Annotated in this window: 14 protein-coding genes; 6 read left to right on the forward strand and 8 right to left on the reverse strand. The window is 71.3% G+C overall.

The window, feature by feature from the left end; translation table 11 throughout:
* Positions 1-69: 69 nt before the first annotated feature.
* The 6 genes from EDF53_RS13510 to EDF53_RS13535 all read right to left on the reverse strand — a co-directional run bounded on the left by EDF53_RS13510 (position 70) and on the right by EDF53_RS13535 (position 7051).
* Positions 70-1680, reverse strand: coding sequence for an inositol monophosphatase family protein (locus EDF53_RS13510; protein WP_123294047.1), 1611 nt, complete (start codon positions 1678-1680; stop codon positions 70-72).
* Positions 1677-2753 (reverse strand): ABC transporter ATP-binding protein, encoded by a 1077-nt coding sequence (locus tag EDF53_RS13515; protein WP_260215695.1) that lies wholly within the window; start codon positions 2751-2753, stop codon positions 1677-1679. The genes EDF53_RS13510 and EDF53_RS13515 overlap by 4 nt, the downstream gene beginning before the upstream one ends.
* A gap of 26 nt (positions 2754-2779) precedes the next feature.
* The gene (locus tag EDF53_RS13520) at positions 2780-3592 is read right to left on the reverse strand and encodes an ABC transporter permease (RefSeq protein WP_123294049.1); all 813 of its coding nucleotides are present in this window, start codon (positions 3590-3592) and stop codon (positions 2780-2782) included.
* Positions 3589-4629 (reverse strand): ABC transporter permease, encoded by a 1041-nt coding sequence (locus EDF53_RS13525; RefSeq protein ID WP_123294050.1) that lies wholly within the window; start codon positions 4627-4629, stop codon positions 3589-3591. The genes EDF53_RS13520 and EDF53_RS13525 overlap by 4 nt, the downstream gene beginning before the upstream one ends.
* The gene (locus EDF53_RS13530) at positions 4626-5783 is read right to left on the reverse strand and encodes an extracellular solute-binding protein (RefSeq protein ID WP_123294051.1); all 1158 of its coding nucleotides are present in this window, start codon (positions 5781-5783) and stop codon (positions 4626-4628) included. The genes EDF53_RS13525 and EDF53_RS13530 overlap by 4 nt, the downstream gene beginning before the upstream one ends.
* A 317-nt stretch (positions 5784-6100) precedes the next feature.
* Positions 6101-7051, reverse strand: coding sequence for a hypothetical protein (locus EDF53_RS13535; protein WP_123294052.1), 951 nt, complete (start codon positions 7049-7051; stop codon positions 6101-6103).
* A gap of 114 nt (positions 7052-7165) precedes the next feature.
* On the opposite strand from EDF53_RS13535, the gene EDF53_RS13540 reads away from it, so the two are divergent.
* Positions 7166-7588 (forward strand): DUF3054 domain-containing protein, encoded by a 423-nt coding sequence (locus EDF53_RS13540; RefSeq protein WP_260215699.1) that lies wholly within the window; start codon positions 7166-7168, stop codon positions 7586-7588.
* The gene (locus EDF53_RS13545; RefSeq protein ID WP_260215700.1) at positions 7585-8613 is read left to right on the forward strand and encodes a LacI family DNA-binding transcriptional regulator; all 1029 of its coding nucleotides are present in this window, start codon (positions 7585-7587) and stop codon (positions 8611-8613) included. The genes EDF53_RS13540 and EDF53_RS13545 overlap by 4 nt, the downstream gene beginning before the upstream one ends.
* Before the next feature lie 149 nt (positions 8614-8762).
* On the opposite strand, the gene EDF53_RS13550 is transcribed toward EDF53_RS13545, so the two are convergent.
* Together EDF53_RS13550 and EDF53_RS13555 are read right to left on the reverse strand one after the other, a co-directional pair.
* Positions 8763-9416, reverse strand: a complete 654-nt coding sequence (locus EDF53_RS13550; RefSeq protein WP_123294054.1) for a spermidine/putrescine ABC transporter substrate-binding protein — start codon at positions 9414-9416, stop codon at positions 8763-8765.
* 71 nt (positions 9417-9487) lie between these two features.
* A complete protein-coding gene (locus EDF53_RS13555; protein WP_123294198.1) occupies positions 9488-10432 on the reverse strand; it encodes a DUF3097 domain-containing protein in 945 nt (314 codons plus the stop codon).
* Positions 10433-10510: 78 nt separating this feature from the next.
* Between EDF53_RS13555 and EDF53_RS13560 the strand changes: the two genes are divergently transcribed.
* The 4 genes from EDF53_RS13560 (at position 10511) to EDF53_RS13575 (ending at position 15467) form a co-directional block, all read left to right on the forward strand.
* Positions 10511-11560, forward strand: coding sequence for an alcohol dehydrogenase catalytic domain-containing protein (locus EDF53_RS13560; RefSeq protein ID WP_123294055.1), 1050 nt, complete (start codon positions 10511-10513; stop codon positions 11558-11560).
* Positions 11561-11697: 137 nt separating this feature from the next.
* Positions 11698-12939: an ROK family transcriptional regulator gene (locus EDF53_RS13565; RefSeq protein WP_123294056.1), complete on the forward strand. Its 1242-nt coding sequence runs from the start codon at positions 11698-11700 to the stop codon at positions 12937-12939.
* A gap of 126 nt (positions 12940-13065) precedes the next feature.
* Positions 13066-14424 (forward strand): extracellular solute-binding protein, encoded by a 1359-nt coding sequence (locus EDF53_RS13570; protein ID WP_248704655.1) that lies wholly within the window; start codon positions 13066-13068, stop codon positions 14422-14424.
* Positions 14424-15467, forward strand: a complete 1044-nt coding sequence (locus EDF53_RS13575) for a carbohydrate ABC transporter permease (protein ID WP_207895476.1) — start codon at positions 14424-14426, stop codon at positions 15465-15467. The genes EDF53_RS13570 and EDF53_RS13575 overlap by 1 nt, the downstream gene beginning before the upstream one ends.
* Positions 15468-15472 lie beyond the last annotated feature (5 nt).

The following is a 15472-nucleotide window of genomic DNA, read 5'->3' on the forward strand; positions in this document are numbered from 1 at the left end:
GCCAACCCCGCACCAGAACGCGGACCCCGCACCGTGCGCCGGCCACACCTGCCGCGCGCACGCGCCGACTCAGCCCGCCGCCGCGCCCGCCGCGGCGCCCACGGCGAGCGCGGCCGTCCACACCGCGTGCAGCTCATCGGCCGCGCCGGGGTGCGCCACCAGGAACGGCTCCCCCACGGGCGGGAAGCCCTCGACCGGACCGGAGCGGGTCAGCACGATCCCGCCGGCCTCGTGCACGAGCAGCACGGCGGCCCCGTGGTCGACCGGGTTGAACGCCGACACGCACCCGCCGATCCCCCGCTCGGCCGCCACCTGCGCGATGGTCAACGTGCCGGAGCCCTGCACCCGCAGCGTGCACGACCGGTCGGCCAGGGCGTCGAGGAACGCACCGAACCCGGGCCACGGCCGGTGCCCGTCGAGCTCGGTGCCGACGACCGCACCGGCGAGCGGCCGCGGGGTGTCGTCCAGCTGGAGCGGACGGTCGCGCAGGGTGGCACCGCGTCCGCGCCGTGCCTCGAGGACCTCGCCCCGCCACGGGTCGGCGACGACCCCGACGAGCGGCCGGCCACCGCGGGTCAGGCAGAGCGACATCGACGTCCAGGGCACGCCGTTCGCCAGGTTCGTGGTGCCGTCGACGGGGTCCAGGTACCAGCGGTGCCGGTCGCCGGGTGCGTCGCCGTACTCCTCGCCGGTGAAGCCGTGCGTCGGGAACGCCATCCGGACGCGGGACCGGACGTGCTGTTCGACCAGTCGGTCCACGTCGGTGACGAGGTCTGCGGGGTTCGCCTTGGTCCGTACCTCGCTGACGGGGTGCTCGCGGGTGAAGGCGATGACCTCGTGCGCGATGCGGTGTGCCAGGGCTTGGGCGCGCGAGGCGACCTCGGTCTCGGTCGGTTCGCGGTCCCGTTCCGGCCAGCCGTCCCGCTCCGCCGACGACAGTGCGGCGCCGATCGCGCCGACGTCGTTCGTCGTGATCGAGTCGACGCCGAGCCGTGCCGCCCAGAGCGCCGGTTCGGCCTCGTCGACGGTCCAGACGGCGACCCGCAGCCCCAGGGCGTGCGCGACCTCGATCGTGCGCGGGGTGAGGAACGCGATGTCGAGGTTCAGGGTGGATGGGGTCAAGGCCTCCAGGTCGGCCGGAGCGGGCGGGTCGAGCGACTCCCACGCGAGCCAGACGTCGGCGTCGGGCAGCACCGAGCGGACCGCGGCCATCGCCGCCGGCGCTCCGCACCACGCCACGGTGGTGGACGCGGTGGAACCCACGACGGTGCGGGCGGCGACGAGTCCGTCGGCCGCGTCCGTCAGGTCGACCAGCAGCACCGAGTGGCAGCCGTCGAGCCGTTCGAGGGCGGCGTCGAGACGCGGGATCCGGTCGAGGCCGTTGCCGAGTCGGGCGACGTCGCACCAGGCGACGTCGGACACCCGTCGGGCGTCACCCCACATCCGGCCGAGCGTCTCGTCGTGCAGCAGGACGGCGACGTCGTCGGCCGTGCGACGGACGTCGACCTCGATGACCTCGGCGCCGAGTGCCTCGGCGACCGCGATGGCGGGCAGGGTGTTCTCGCGCCGGACGCGCGGCGCACCGCGGTGGGCGACGAGCCGTGGCGGACGCACGCCGGGCCTCCCGGTCGGGCTGGTGGCGACCACCCGGTCGGCGGGCGCCGACACCGGGGCGCTCATCGGGTGCCCTCGAGCAGCGCGCCGTCGCGGTACACGAGCACCTCGCCGAGGCGGACCCCGGTCTCGGTGCCGACCGCCGGGGGTGCTCCGGTGACGAACGCGCGGAGCTCGGCGCCGTCGGCGGCCAGCACCACCTCGGCGAAGTGCCCGCGCATCAGCACGCGGGCGACGGTCGCACGGATCGGCGAGTCGTCGGTGAGCACCACCTGCTCGGGTCGGATCAGGACCGCGTCCGCGACGGTGGGGCTGACCGACGTGCCGGCCAGGAACCGGCCGGCGACGGGGCTCGTCGACCCGATGAACGACGCGACGAACCCGGTGGCAGGGCGGGCGTACAGCTCGGTGGGCGTCGCGATCTGCTCGATGCGGCCGTCGTGCATGACGGCGATCCGGTCCGAGATGCTGAGCGCCTCGTCCTGGTCGTGCGTGACGATCACGGTCGTGATGCCGAGACGCTGCTGGATGCGCCGGATCTCGTCGCGGACGCTCACCCGGAGCTTCGCGTCGAGGTTCGACAGCGGCTCGTCGAGGAGCAGCACGTCGGGTTCCTGCACGATCGCCCGCGCCAGGGCCACGCGCTGCTGCTCACCGCCCGAGATCGCGGTCGGCTTCGAGCCGGCGTGGTGGCTCAGTCCGACGAGCTCGAGTGCGTCGCGCACCCGCTCGGCGACGCGCTGCTTCGGCACCCGTCGGGTCCGCAGCGGGAACGCCACATTTTGCGTCACCGTCATGTGTGGCCACAGCGCGTAGTTCTGGAACACCATCGCGCTCGGCCGACGCTCCGGACCGATCGACGTGACGTCGCGGTCCCCCATCGTCACGACGCCGCCGTCGGCGGGCAGGAACCCCGCCACCATGCGGAGCGTCGTAGTCTTGCCGCAGCCGGACGGCCCGAGGAGCGAGACGAGCTCGCCCTTCGCCACGTCGAGGTCGATGCCGGCGACGACGTCGCGTCCGCCGAGCGTCTTGCGCAGTCCGCGGATGCTGAGTCCGCCGGATCGGGTCCGGTCCGTCGTGCTGCCGTCGGCCGGGAGGCCCGTGGTGCGATCCGCGACGAGCGTTGCGTCCGTCATCTGGTCGCCTTTCGTGCTGGTGTGGGTCATCGGATCTGGAAGCCGTCCGCCAGGCGGCCGCCCATGATGTGCTTCCGGGCGAGCAGCAGCAGGACCACGGACGGGATGCTCAACGCGATCGCGAACACCGCGGAGACCTGGCGTGGGGAGTTGAGGACGAGCGAGTACATCGCCGTCGGCATCGTCATGTACGTCGGGGCGCCGACCAGGTACGTGCCCTGGGCCTCGTCGAACGACGCCAGGAACGACATCACCATCGCGACGAGGATCCCCGGCCACGCGATCGGGAACGTCACCCGCCAGAAGGTCCGCCAGCGGCTGGCCCCGGCGTCGCGCGCTGCTTCCTCGAGGGACCGCGGGACGGCCGAGAACGCGGCGGCAGGCAGCCACGTCATGAACACCACGCACCCGAGGACGTGCACGATGAGGATGCCCGTGACCGTGTTCATGAGGTTCAGCGCGGTGAACATGGCCGACATCGTGACGAAGAGGCCCATCTTCGGGAACGCGTTCGTGGCGAACAGCCCGACCAGGACGAGCCGCCGCCCGGGGAACTCGATGCGGCTGATCGCCCACGCGGCGGGCAGACACACCACCGCGGCGATGAGGACCGTGAGCGGGGCGAGGACGAGCGAGTTCTGCACCGCGACCGCCAGGCTCCGGTCCTCGAACACGGTGCCCCACCACTGCAGGGTCCAGCCGTCGGGCAGCAGGTTCGGGTAGGTCCAGGTCGTGGCGAAGGCACGAGCCGCCAGCCAGAGGAGCGGACCGAGCACGAAGACGGCCAGCACGACGGCGGTGGCCCAGACGAGGGCGTTGCCGGGGAGTCGCTTGATCACGGCTGCTCCTGCTTCTGCTGCTGCTTCCGCAGCTCGCCGGCGTTCGCCCGGACCGTCGAGCGGAGGTAGAACACGCTCGCGGCCGCGGCGAAGGCGAACACGATGAACGCCATCGCCGTCGACTGCTGCGGGCGGTTGTAGGCCTGGAAGTACTTCGAGATGTCGACGCCGAGCATCGTCGGGGCGTTCGGACCGGTGAAGTACGGCACCGTGAACGAACCGAGCACCCCGATCACGGTGAAGGTCGTCGCGATGACGAGCGGGGTCGCCGCCATCGGCAGGAGCACCTGCCAGACCACCCGCCAGGTGCTCGCGCCGGCGTCCTTCGCGGCCTCGACCAGGGCGTCCGGAGTTCCCTGCAGCGCGCCGGCGATCATCAGCACCGCGAACGGCAGGCTCGTCCAGACGCTGCCGAACACCACGGCGACGAGGGTGTAGCCCCACACCGGGACGTCGAGGCCGAACTGGGCACCGAGGCTGCGGAGGAAGCCCTGCGCATCGGTGAACGTCAGGACCGACCAGCTCGCGATGACCACCGGCACGAAGAGCGGGACCACGGCCAGGACGCTGAGGCTCTTGCCGAGGAAACCACCGCGGAGCCGGAGGATCACCGCCACCGCCACGGCGAGCGCCACGGTCAGACCGGTCGACAACGCGGTGACCCCGAGCGTCGCGACAAGGTCGCGCAGGAACGTGGCGTTGCCGAGCAGGGTGCCGTACACCGCGAACGAGAAGCCGCGCACGGTGTCGCCGCCGATGTCCGCGAGTGCCTGGTTCAGGCCGCCGGTGAACCCGAGGCTGAACAGCGCGGCGTTCACCACCGGTACGCCGACGAACAGGACCACGACGAGGACGGGCGCCGCGACGAGGGCGAGGCCCTGCCACCGCCGACGGCGGTCGAGCCGCTCCTGGACGGACAGCCGACCTGCGGGGTCCGCGGTGCCGTGGGAGGGCGACGGGACGGGCGGGAGGCCCGTGGCGGAGTCGCCACGGGCCTCCCGGTCAGTTGCCGGGCCGTCCTGGACGGTCTGGGTCACTGCGGGACCTTCGCGTCCCACGCCGCGTTCATGTCGGCGGCGAAGTCGCTCTGGAACCCGAGGCGGAGCTGCGAGGGGTTCGCGTCGGCGAACTGCTCCGCGACCGACGCCGGCAGGCTGTCGAGCGGGATGACCGGGTAGCCGGAGACGGCGCTCGCGACGAGTTGCTGCCCCTTGGAGCTCAGGACGAAGTCGGCGAGCTGTTCGGCGGCGGCCTTCTTGGCCTTCGGCTCGGTCTTCGGGATGCCGAGGAAGCTCGCGCTGCCGGTGAACGACGGGTCGGTGATCTGGATCGCCTTGACGGTCTTCGGGATCACGCCGGTCTTCTGCGAGGTGATGAACTGGTCGCTCCACACCGGCGCCATCGCGATCTGGCCGCTGCCGAGCAGCTGCACGACCTGGTCGTTGCCGTTCGGGTAGACCCCCTTCTGGTACGTCGAGGGGCCGAGGTCCTTGAGCGCTGCGAAGCCCTTGTCCCACTTCGACTCGAGCGACTTGTCGTACGTCGTCTGCATCGTCGCCTGCTCCTCCGCGGTCAGGTACTTCGCGAGCACCGTGGCGACGAACGAGCCGCCGGAGCCGCCGGACGACGGGGAGTTGTACGCGAACTGACCGGGGTTGGCCTTGATCCAGGCGAGGAGGTCATCGAGGGTCTCCGGCGGGTCCGTCACCTTGCTCGAGTCGTAGGCGAGCAGGACGCTCGAGGCGCGGTACGGGATCGCGCTGTCGCCGCCCTGCTGCTTCGTGGCCTCGGGCACGTCCTGCAGGTTCGGGATCGTGCTGTCGCTGACCGTGCTGAGCAGTCCGGCCTTGCCCGCGGTGCTGACGAAGCCGGCGTCGACCAGGTCGTACGCGACGGACTTGCCGGCCTTGACCGCGGTGGCCAGGTTCGCCTGGGTCTGCGCGTCGTGCTCGCCGTGCAGGTCGATGCTCGTGCTGACGTGGATCTTCGGGTGCGCCTTCTCGAAGGCGGGGATGAGCGACTTGTCCCAGAGGTCCTGGACGTTCGTGTCGCCGCTGATGAACACGGTGAGGTTCGTGGTGCCGCCGCTCGTGTCCGCGGCGTTCGAGGCGTTGGCGCTCTGGACGCAGCCGGACAGTGCGACGGTCGCGGCCGCCGCGATGGCGAGGCCGGCGAGGACTCGGGTCTTCACGTGGGTTCTCCCTGTTCCGTGGGGTGGGGTCGTGCGGGGTGGGGGTGGCTTGTGCGGGTCGTGCGGGGTGGGGGTCGTGCGGGTCGTGCGGGGTGGTGTGGCGCGGGCCGTGTGGGAACGTTCCCGCGCCGAGGTCGAGTGTGGCGCTGCCGGGTGAACGCCGGGTGCCGCGGGCGTCGCCGCCGGGTGAACTCCGGGGGCCGCGGTCGGCGCAGCGCCTGCTCTGGTGCGAGGTTCCGTACTCCGTGCCCGTCGCACGACCCCGCACCGAAGACGGAACCTCGCACCGTTCGCGCCGGCCCTCGCACCGTGCGAGGTCACCGCGACATCGGCACCCGCGCGTTCCGGAGCTTCGCGCGGAACGTGGACTCGTCCCACACGTCCTTCCAGCCGTACCGGATCACACCGCGCACCTCGGGGAAGGACCGCAACCGGTCCTCGCGGTACTTCTCCGCGATGACGACGTCCTCCGCCGACCGCCCTCCGCGAAGCCGGGGATCGCGGTACTTCACCTCACCGTCGAACTCGATCACCACGCCGTGGTCCGGAAGCCAGAAGTCCACGACGATGTCCGGCTCGCCGAACGTGGTGAAGCGTTGTTGCAGCACCGGAGTGGGTGCGCCGTACTCGTCCAGACGGACCCGGACCAGAGATTCCCCGACCGAGTCGGCGGCAGCGTCCGCGAAACCGACGGACTGCGCGGCACGGCGCCGGCCCTTCCGGCCCCGCCGCGCGACCCCGTCCAGGACGGCGTCGCGGTCAGCGCCGAGGGCGAGGAGTCGGTCGAGGGCGACCACTGCTTCGGTCATCGGCAACGTCATGGCGAGATCCACGGCGGTCCGGTCGAAGTCCGTCAGGGTCAGGCCGTCCGCGCGGAACCGCCACGTACGCGCCATCGACGGGTCGAAGTCGGCGTGCACGACGAACGTCGCGTTGGTCGTCCGCGCATCACGACCAGGTCTGATCAGGTGGACTCGCTCCGGCCAACGGCCCACGTGCGGCACACCGATGACCGCTGCCGCCGAGAGGTGCGACACGACGAAGCGTGGTCGGATCCTGTCGACGAGCGATCGCACGAGCACGTGGTGCCGCTGCTCGGGGCGGAGGCCCTTCCACCGCTCGGCGTCGGCGTACCGGCCGTGCGCGATGCGGACCAGTTCCCCGGCTCGCGCTCGGACGCGGATCGCCGCAGCCTCGTCCGGCCGTGACTCGTGCGCGACGAGGACCTTGCAGTCGGGGACGGCGGGGAAACGTTGCGGAGCAGCCATGCACGGATGGTGACGCTTGTCTCGCACGGTGCGAGGACCGCGGGATCAAACTGTGGACAGCCGCGCCCGTCCACAGTCGCGAGCGGGCAGATCAACAGCTGCGAGACTGTCCCGGTGAACACACGCACCTGGGGTTGGCTCGCAGCCGTCATCGACGTCGTCCTCATCGTCGTCTTCGCGCTCATCGGCCGTTCCTCCCACGGCGAGGGCAACACCGCACTGGGGATCTGGACCACCGTCTACCCGTTCCTGGCGGGCTGGGCGATCGGGTACGTGACGAGTGGAGCCTGGGCCCGCCCGCTGCGCTTCTGGCCGACCGGTGTCGTCGTCTGGATCCTCACGGTGTTCGTCGGCATGGCGATCCGCGTCGCCACGGGTCAGGGCGACGTCGACGGCAACCCGCTGCCGATCTCCTTCGTCATCGTCGCCACCGTCGTGCTCGGGGTGTTCCTGCTCGGTTGGCGCGCGATCGCCCGCGGGGTGCTGCGCTTCACCGCGTCGCGGTCCCGGCAGGACGCCGCCGCGACCGAGGCGTGAACGGCAGCCGCGTGAACGGTGGCCGCGGGTCCCAGCCGACCATCCTCGACGTCGCCGCACGAGCAGGCGTCTCGAAGTCGGCGGTGAGCCGTGTCCTCTCCGGCACCGGACGGTTCTCCGATGAGACTCGCGAGCGGGTCGAGCGCGCCGCAGCCGAGCTCGGGTACGTCGCCAACGCCATGGCACGCGGGCTCGTCAGCGGTCGGACGCACACCATCGGCATGCTCGTCCGCGACGCGTCGTCGATGGTCTACACCGCACTGCACGCCGTGATGGAGCGACGCGCGTCCGAGCTCGGCTACCGCGTCGTCACCACCACGGGTGTCGGCCGTGTCGAGGACGAGAAGTCCGCACTCGCCGCACTCGTGTCGATGCGGGTGGACGGCCTCGTGGTCTGCAGCGGCTTGATGCCGTCGGCCGACATCGCCGAGTTCGCCCCGCGGATCGCCACCGTGGTCGCCGGTCGGCCCGAACTCCACCCGGCACTGTCCAGCGTGTACTGCGACGAGGTGGACGGTGGCGCGACCATCGCCGACGCCGTCGCCGACGCCGGCCACGGCACGGTCGCCGTACTCACCGTCCCGCTCGACAACGCGATCACGCAGCACGCCCGCTCGACGGCGATGGTCGAACGGCTCCGCGCGCGTGGTGTCCGGGTCATCGACATCGACGCCAGCTTCGTGCGACCACCGGACGACCTCGCCGCTGATCTGGTCGACGCGATGCACGAGTCGGACGTGACCGCGGTGATGTGCCCGACGGACCGGCTCATGCTCGACGTGTGCGAGGCGCTCGCCCGCCGCGGTGTCCGGGTCCCGCACGATCTGTCGGTCACCGGGTTCGACGGCGTGTACCCCCTCGCGAGCGACTGGATCGGGTTCACGACACTCGAGCAGCCGATCGAACGCATCGGCCGCGAGGCGATCGACCTCGTCATCGGCCGGATCGACGACCCGACGCGTGCCGTCGAGCACCGCTCGCTCCGGGGCACGGTCGTGCCCGGTCGCACGCTGCTCCCCCGCTGACCTCGCCGACCTCGCCGACCTCGCCGACCTCGCCGACCTCGCACCGTGCGAGGAGCATGCGCGAACGGTGCGAGGTTCCGTACTCGGTGCACCATGCTGCGCCTCGCACGGACGCCGGAACCTCGCACCAGACGCACGACGCACAGCCCTCAGAACAGCCCGCTGCGCGGCCCCTCGTCCGGACCGTCGAACCCGCGGAACATGTCGGACACGAGCGCCTCGATCTGCGGTTCGACCAGGCGCTCCACCGCCTCGGCGATGCGCGGCCGGTGGTCGATGAGCGCCAGGCACACCGCGGTCCCGGTCGAGCGAGCGCACTCGTCGGACAGCTCGATCTCGTGCCGGAGTGCCGCCTTCGCCTCGTCGGACAGCGGCTCCCGTGGTGTCTGCTCCCCCGCGCCCGTCCCCGCCAGCTCCCCGAGCGTGAAGAGGAACGGCGAACCCGGCGAGGGCTCGGGATCGACGTCGAGGCCCTGGAACTCGGGCGACAGCCCCTCCGCCGGTTGGTAGCCGGCGTGCCGCTTCCGCGCCGCCGCACGCTCGAGCTCGCGCTGCAGCAGCGGCAGGTTCTTGGCGGTGTAGTCGTCGACGGCGTCCTCGACGATGGTCGAGATCCGGCCGATGAGCGCGTGCTGGACGGCGTGCGGGACGTCCTGCCCGAAGCCGGCGGCACTCGCGATCGGGGATCCGGTGCACTTCCGGCAGATGCGGGTGCGCGGGCGGGCGGTGCCGATCTGCCAGCGCGGCAGCCAGCGCAGCCAGACGTCGACAGCGCTGCGCACGCGTCCGTCGATGCCGTCCATCCCTCAACGATACGGAGCGGAGGCGCGGATCACCCGCTCATTCCGCGCGCCTGCCCAGAACGGCCGGGTTCTCAGGCCTTCGGTTCCGTCACGAAGTCGATGAGCTCCTCGACGCGGCCGAGCAGCTGCGGCTCGAGGTCGGCGAAGGTGCGCACCTGCCCGAGGATCCGCTGCCACGCCCGCGCGATGTCGGCCTGCTCGGCGTTCGGCCACCCGAGCGCCTGGCAGATCCCCTTCTTCCACTCGATCGACCGCGGGATCGTCGGCCAGGCCTGCAGTCCGACACGGGCGGGCTTCACGGACTGCCAGACGTCGACGAACGGGTGCCCGACGACGAGGACGTGCGCGCCCCACTTGCCGCGCATCACGGCGTCGGCGAACCGGGACTCCTTCGACCCGGGCACCAGGTGGTCGACGAGCACGCCGACGCGACGGTCACGGGTCGGCTGGAACTCGTCGAGGACGTCAGCGAGGTTGTCGACGCCGGAGAGCTCCTCGACGACGACGCCCTCGACGCGCAGGTCGGTTCCCCAGACCTTCTCGACCAGTTCGGCGTCGTGCTTTCCCTCGACCATGATGCGCGAGGGCAGAGCCACCCGGGCACGCTGCGACTCCACCGCGAAGGATCCGGACGCGGTGCGGAGGCGACCACCGTCGGACGCCTGCCGCACGGCGGGCGCGGCCCCGGGCCTCCAGTCCGAGTGAACGGAACCCAGCGAACCCGGCGACCCGGCAGCAGCTGCGGCAGACCGGCCGACCGGCGCCTGCGGGCGGCCCAGCGTGACGAGCTCGCCCTCGAGCAGGAACTGCCCGGTGAAGGGGAACGAGCGGGTGCGGCCCTTCCAGTCCTCGAGCGCGATGTTGCCCGCCTCGAGTCCGACGACGGCACCGGCCCACCCGGAGTCCGGGTCCTCGAGCACCATGTCGCGCTCGAGCGGCACCTGCCGCACCTTCTTCACCCCGCGGGAGCGCCAGTCTCCCGAGAGCACGTCCCCGCCGTACCGGTCGTCGTCCACCCGCACGAGGGTACTGTCGACGTCGGCTCGGACGACGTCGACCGCGCCGACACCCACCATCTCGACGGAAGGCCTCCCGTGCGCGCAGCCATCATCCACGCCCCGAACGACATCCGCGTCGAGGAGCGCGACCGTCCCTCGGTGCTCACCCCGACGGACGTCGTCGTCAAGGTCGTCGCCGCGTGCGTGTGCGGCTCGGACCTGTGGCCGTACCGCGGCGTCACGAAGACGAAGGAGCCCCGGCCGATCGGGCACGAACTCGTCGGCGAGGTCGTCGCCGTCGGCGACGCGGTCACCGACCTGCACGAGGGCGACTTCGTGATCTCCCCCTTCACCATGAACGACGGCACCTGCCAGGCCTGCCGCCACGGGATGACCAGCGGCTGCGACCACCTGTCCGGCTTCGGCGGGAAGGACGCGTACGGCGACCCGGTCGGCGGCGCCCAGGCCGAGTACGTCCGCATCCCGGATGCGTCCGCGACGCTCGTCGCGGTGCCCGGACCCGTCGACCCGGCGCTCGTGCCGTCCCTGCTGACCCTGTCCGACGTGTTCTCCACCGGGCACCACGCTGCGGTGTCGGCGGCGGTCGGTCCGGGCAAGACCGTCGTGGTGGTCGGCGACGGCGCGGTCGGCCTGTCCTCCGTGCTCGCGTCGAAGCGACTCGGCGCCGAGCGCATCATCGCCATGAGCCGGCACGCCGATCGCCAGGCGCTGGCACGCGAGTTCGGCGCGACGGACATCGTGTCCGAGCGCGGCGAGGAGGGCGTCGCGGCGATCCGCGCGCTGCTCGGCGGCGACCTGGCCGACTGCGCGGTCGAGGCCGTGGGCACCGAGGAGAGCATGGACCAGGCGCTGCACTCGGTGCGCGCGGGCGGCAACCTCGGTTTCGTCGGGGTCCCGCACGGCGTGCCGACCATCGGGACGCGCTACCTCTTCGACACGAACATCGCCGTCGCGGGCGGGATGGCGCCGGCACGGAAGTACATCCCGGAGCTGCTGCCCGACGTGCTGTCCGGAGCGATCGACCCGGGGCGTGTGTTCGACCTCGAGCTGCCGCTCGACGAGGCCGCCGAGGCGTACCGGGCGATGGACGAGCGCCGGGCGATCAAGGTGCTGCTGCGGCCGTAGGCACCGGTCGCTCGCGGGCGCCCGGCCGGCGTCCGGCGCGCCTGGGTCGGGGCGGCACGTTTCGCGCAGCAGAACGCGTGTTTCGAATCGGTAAACAAACCTTTCAGTAAAGAAGGTTGTCCGTTACAGTCCTCGACATGACCACACGAGGACGCACCCCCGGCCAGCCCGGTCTGCTGCGCGTCCTGAACGACCGTGCGGCCCTCGAGCTGCTGCTCGACGACGGCCCGCTCACCCGCAACGAGATCGCGCAGCGCACCGGGCTCAGCAAGCCCACCGCCGCCGAGATCATCCGCCGGCTCGAGTCGGCTGCGCTCATCCGCCAGGCCGGCACGGACACCCAGGCCGGGCGTCGCGGGCCGAGCGCCGTCGTGTACGAAGCGATCACCGACCGCGACCTCGGTGTCGCAGTCGACGTCCAGCTTGTCGACGTCCGGTCGACCGTGGTGGACGCCGCCGGTCGCACGTTCCCGGTCGCCACGCACCGGATGTCCGAGGCCGAGGTGCGCTCCCCCGGCGCCGACATCGTCGCCGCAGCGATCTCCCGCGCAGCCGCCGCGGCCGGTGTCGACCCCGAGCTCGTCACCGCCGTCGCGGTGGGTGTGCAGGCGAGTGTCGACCACGCCACCGACACCCTCATCTTCACCGACGGACTGCCCGGCTGGCCTCGTGAGCAGGTCAGCGCGACCCTCTCCGCCGAGCTCGGGGTCCACGTCGTCGTCGAGAACGACGCCAACCTCGCCGCCATCGCCGAACGCAACATGGGCGCCGGTCGGGCTCCCGGGTCGTTCGCGCTCTTCTGGATGGCCGAGGGCCTCGGCATGGCCCTCGACCTGCACGGTCACCTGCACACCGGCGCCTCCGGTGCCGCGGGTGAGATCGGCTACCTCAGCGTGCCCGCGGACGCACGCTCCATCGACCCGACGGCCACGATCGTCGCGGACCTCATCTCCGAGTCCGCGATCATCGCCCTGGCCGCCGAGCACGGGATCACGGCACCGGACGGCACCGCAGCCGACTGGCGCCAGGTGCTCCCGCAGCTGCCCGGCCTGCCCGAGCAGCACCCCTTCACCGTCGCCCTCGGCGAGCGCGTCGGGCACAACGTGCTCCCCGCCCTCGCCGTGGCCGATCCCGAGACGGTCGTCCTGCACGGCCCGACCGGGATCGCCGGTGGCCCCGCCCTGGCCGCCGCCGTGACCGCCTGGCTCCGGACCCGCTCGCGCTGGTCCACCGCCGTGGTCGCGCCCGGCGTCCCCGACACCCCCGTCCTGCACGGTGCGCGGCACGTCCTCATCGACGTCGTCCGCACCGCGCTCGCGGACCGGCTCGAGCGCATCAGTGACGATGCCCCGACGCCGGACCCCGTCGAGCGCCCCTGAACGTTCCACCCGCACCACTCGAGGCACCATCACCCAGCCCTGTCACAGGGCTCTTCGTCGCGCCCGGAAACGGGCGGCGCCCGGAAACGGACGGCGACGGAGCGAGACCAGAGAGCGAGTACCGCCTTGTCCCTCCCCGAACCGAACGTCCCGCGCCGCCGGGTGTTCCGCCGCATCGCCACCGCCACGGCCGTCGCCGCCGTCGGCGCACTCGTCGTCGCCGGCTGCAGCTCCGGCAGCAGCGCCGACTCGATCGAGAAGAGCGCCCCGAAGGAACTCAAGGGCACCGTGTCCCTGTGGCACTTCTTCACCGGCCGTGAAGCCGGCGTCGTGAAGACCGCCGTCGAGGGCTTCGAGAAGGCCAACCCCGACGTCACCGTCGACATCCACGCCGGTCAGGACGACGAGAAGCTGCAGAAGGCGATCTCGTCCGGCCAGAACATCGACGTGGGTCTGTCGTACTCGACCGCGATCGTCGGCAGCTTCTGCTCCTCGGGTGCCTTCCGCGACCTGTCGCCGTACATCAAGCGCGACAAGGTCGACCTGTCCGACATCCCGAAGGCGGTGCAGTCGTACACGCAGTACAAGGGCACGCGCTGCACCCTGCCGGCCCTCGCCGACGTCAGCGCGCTCATGTACAACAAGCCGCTCCTCGAGAAGGCGGGCATCACGACTCCACCGAAGACGCTCGACGAGCTGAAGACCGACGCGCTGAAGCTGACGACGTACAACGCCGACGGCTCCATCAAGCAGCTCGGCTTCAACCCGCTCATCGACTTCTACGAGAACTCCCCCGAGCACTGGGCGCCGATGGTCGACGGCTCGTGGCTCGACAAGGACGGCAACAGCGTGATCGGCACGTCCGACGCGTGGAAGAAGCTCATCACCTGGCAGAAGGGCTTCGTCGACGAGATCGGCTACGACAAGCTCAAGGCCTTCACGTCCGGCCTCGGGCAGGAGTTCGCGGCCGACAACGCGTTCCAGACCGGTCAGGTCGCGATGCAGATCGACGGCGAGTACCGCACGGCGTTCCTCAAGGACCAGAAGCCGGACCTCGACTACGGCACGTCCCCGACCCCGGTGATGGACGGCCTCGGCAACTACGGCTCGACGTACATCGCGGGCAACGTCGCGGGCATCGCGAAGGGGTCCAAGAACCCCGAGCTGTCGTGGGCGCTCCTGAAGTACCTGTCCACCAACACCGACGCGCAGGTCACGATGGGCAACGGTCTGAAGAACATCCCGACGCTCACCTCGGCGCTGGAGTCCCCCGACCTCGAGGTCGACGAGAACTACAAGACCTTCGTCGACGTCGCGGGCAACAAGGACACGATGACCTCGCCGGGCACCGCGGACGGTGCCGCCTACATCGGCACCTTCACGAAGTTCTGGCAGGCCTACCAGCAGAACGGCGGCGACCTCGACGCGAAGCTGAAGAAGCTGGACTCCGACATCGACAACGCGAACCAGCTGGCTGGTCCGTGATGAGCCTCACCACCAAGACGACCGGCCGGGAGGCGCGGCTCGCCCGCGCAGCCCGGCCCACGGGCCCGACGGGGTCCGGTCCGGTGCCCCCGACGGCTCCGCGACGTCGGCCCCGCTCCGCAGAGTCCCGGCGCCGCCTCGTCGCCCTGACGATGCTCGCGCCGGCCCTTGCGGGCCTGGTGATCTTCTTCGCCTACCCGCTCGTCGCGTCGATCTTCTACTCGTTCACGCGCTACAACCAGCTGCAGGAGCCCGAGTTCGTCGGGCTCCTGAACTACAAGTTCCTGTTCACCCAGGACCCGCAGATCGGGCCCGCGGTCGTGAACACGTTGTGGTTCGTCGTCATCCTGGTGCCGGTCCGGATCGTGTGCGGGCTCCTGGTGGCCGGGCTGCTCAGCCGGGCCAAGACGGCCACCGGGTTCTGGCGGACGCTGTTCTACCTGCCCGCCCTGGTCCCGCCGGTCGCGAGCGTCGTGGCGTTCGTGTTCCTCTTCAACCCGGGCACCGGGCCGGTGAACCAGATCCTCCGGGTCTTCGGCATCGACGGCCCGCTGTGGTTCAACGACCCGGCGTGGTCGAAGCCCTCGCTCGTGATCCTGGGCGTCTGGGTGATGGGCGACATCATGATCATCTTCCTGGCCTCACTGCTCGACGTGCCGCGCGACCTGTACGAAGCCGCGTCGCTCGACGGTGCGAACGGCGTGCAGCAGGTCCGGCACATCACCTTGCCGACGATCGCCCCGGTGATCGGGTTCGCCGCCGTGACGGGGGTGATCGCCGCGCTGCAGTACTTCACCGAGGCGGCCGTCGCCTCGGGCGTCGCGAGCGGCAAGGCGACGATCGGTGGCGGGACCGCCGCCCAGCTCGGCTACCCGGGCACCTCGCTGCTCACCTACACCGAGCTGCTCTACCAGCACGGGTTCGCGAACTTCCAGTTCGGCTACGCGTCCGCCATGGCCGTGGTCCTGTTCGTGATCACCGCCGTGGTGCTCGTCTTCACGATGCGTCGAATTTCTGTATTCAGGCCGGAGGCCGACCAATGAACACT

The sequence above is a fragment of the Curtobacterium sp. PhB78 genome (assembly GCF_003751685.1).
Classification (GTDB): Bacteria; Actinomycetota; Actinomycetes; order Actinomycetales; family Microbacteriaceae; genus Curtobacterium.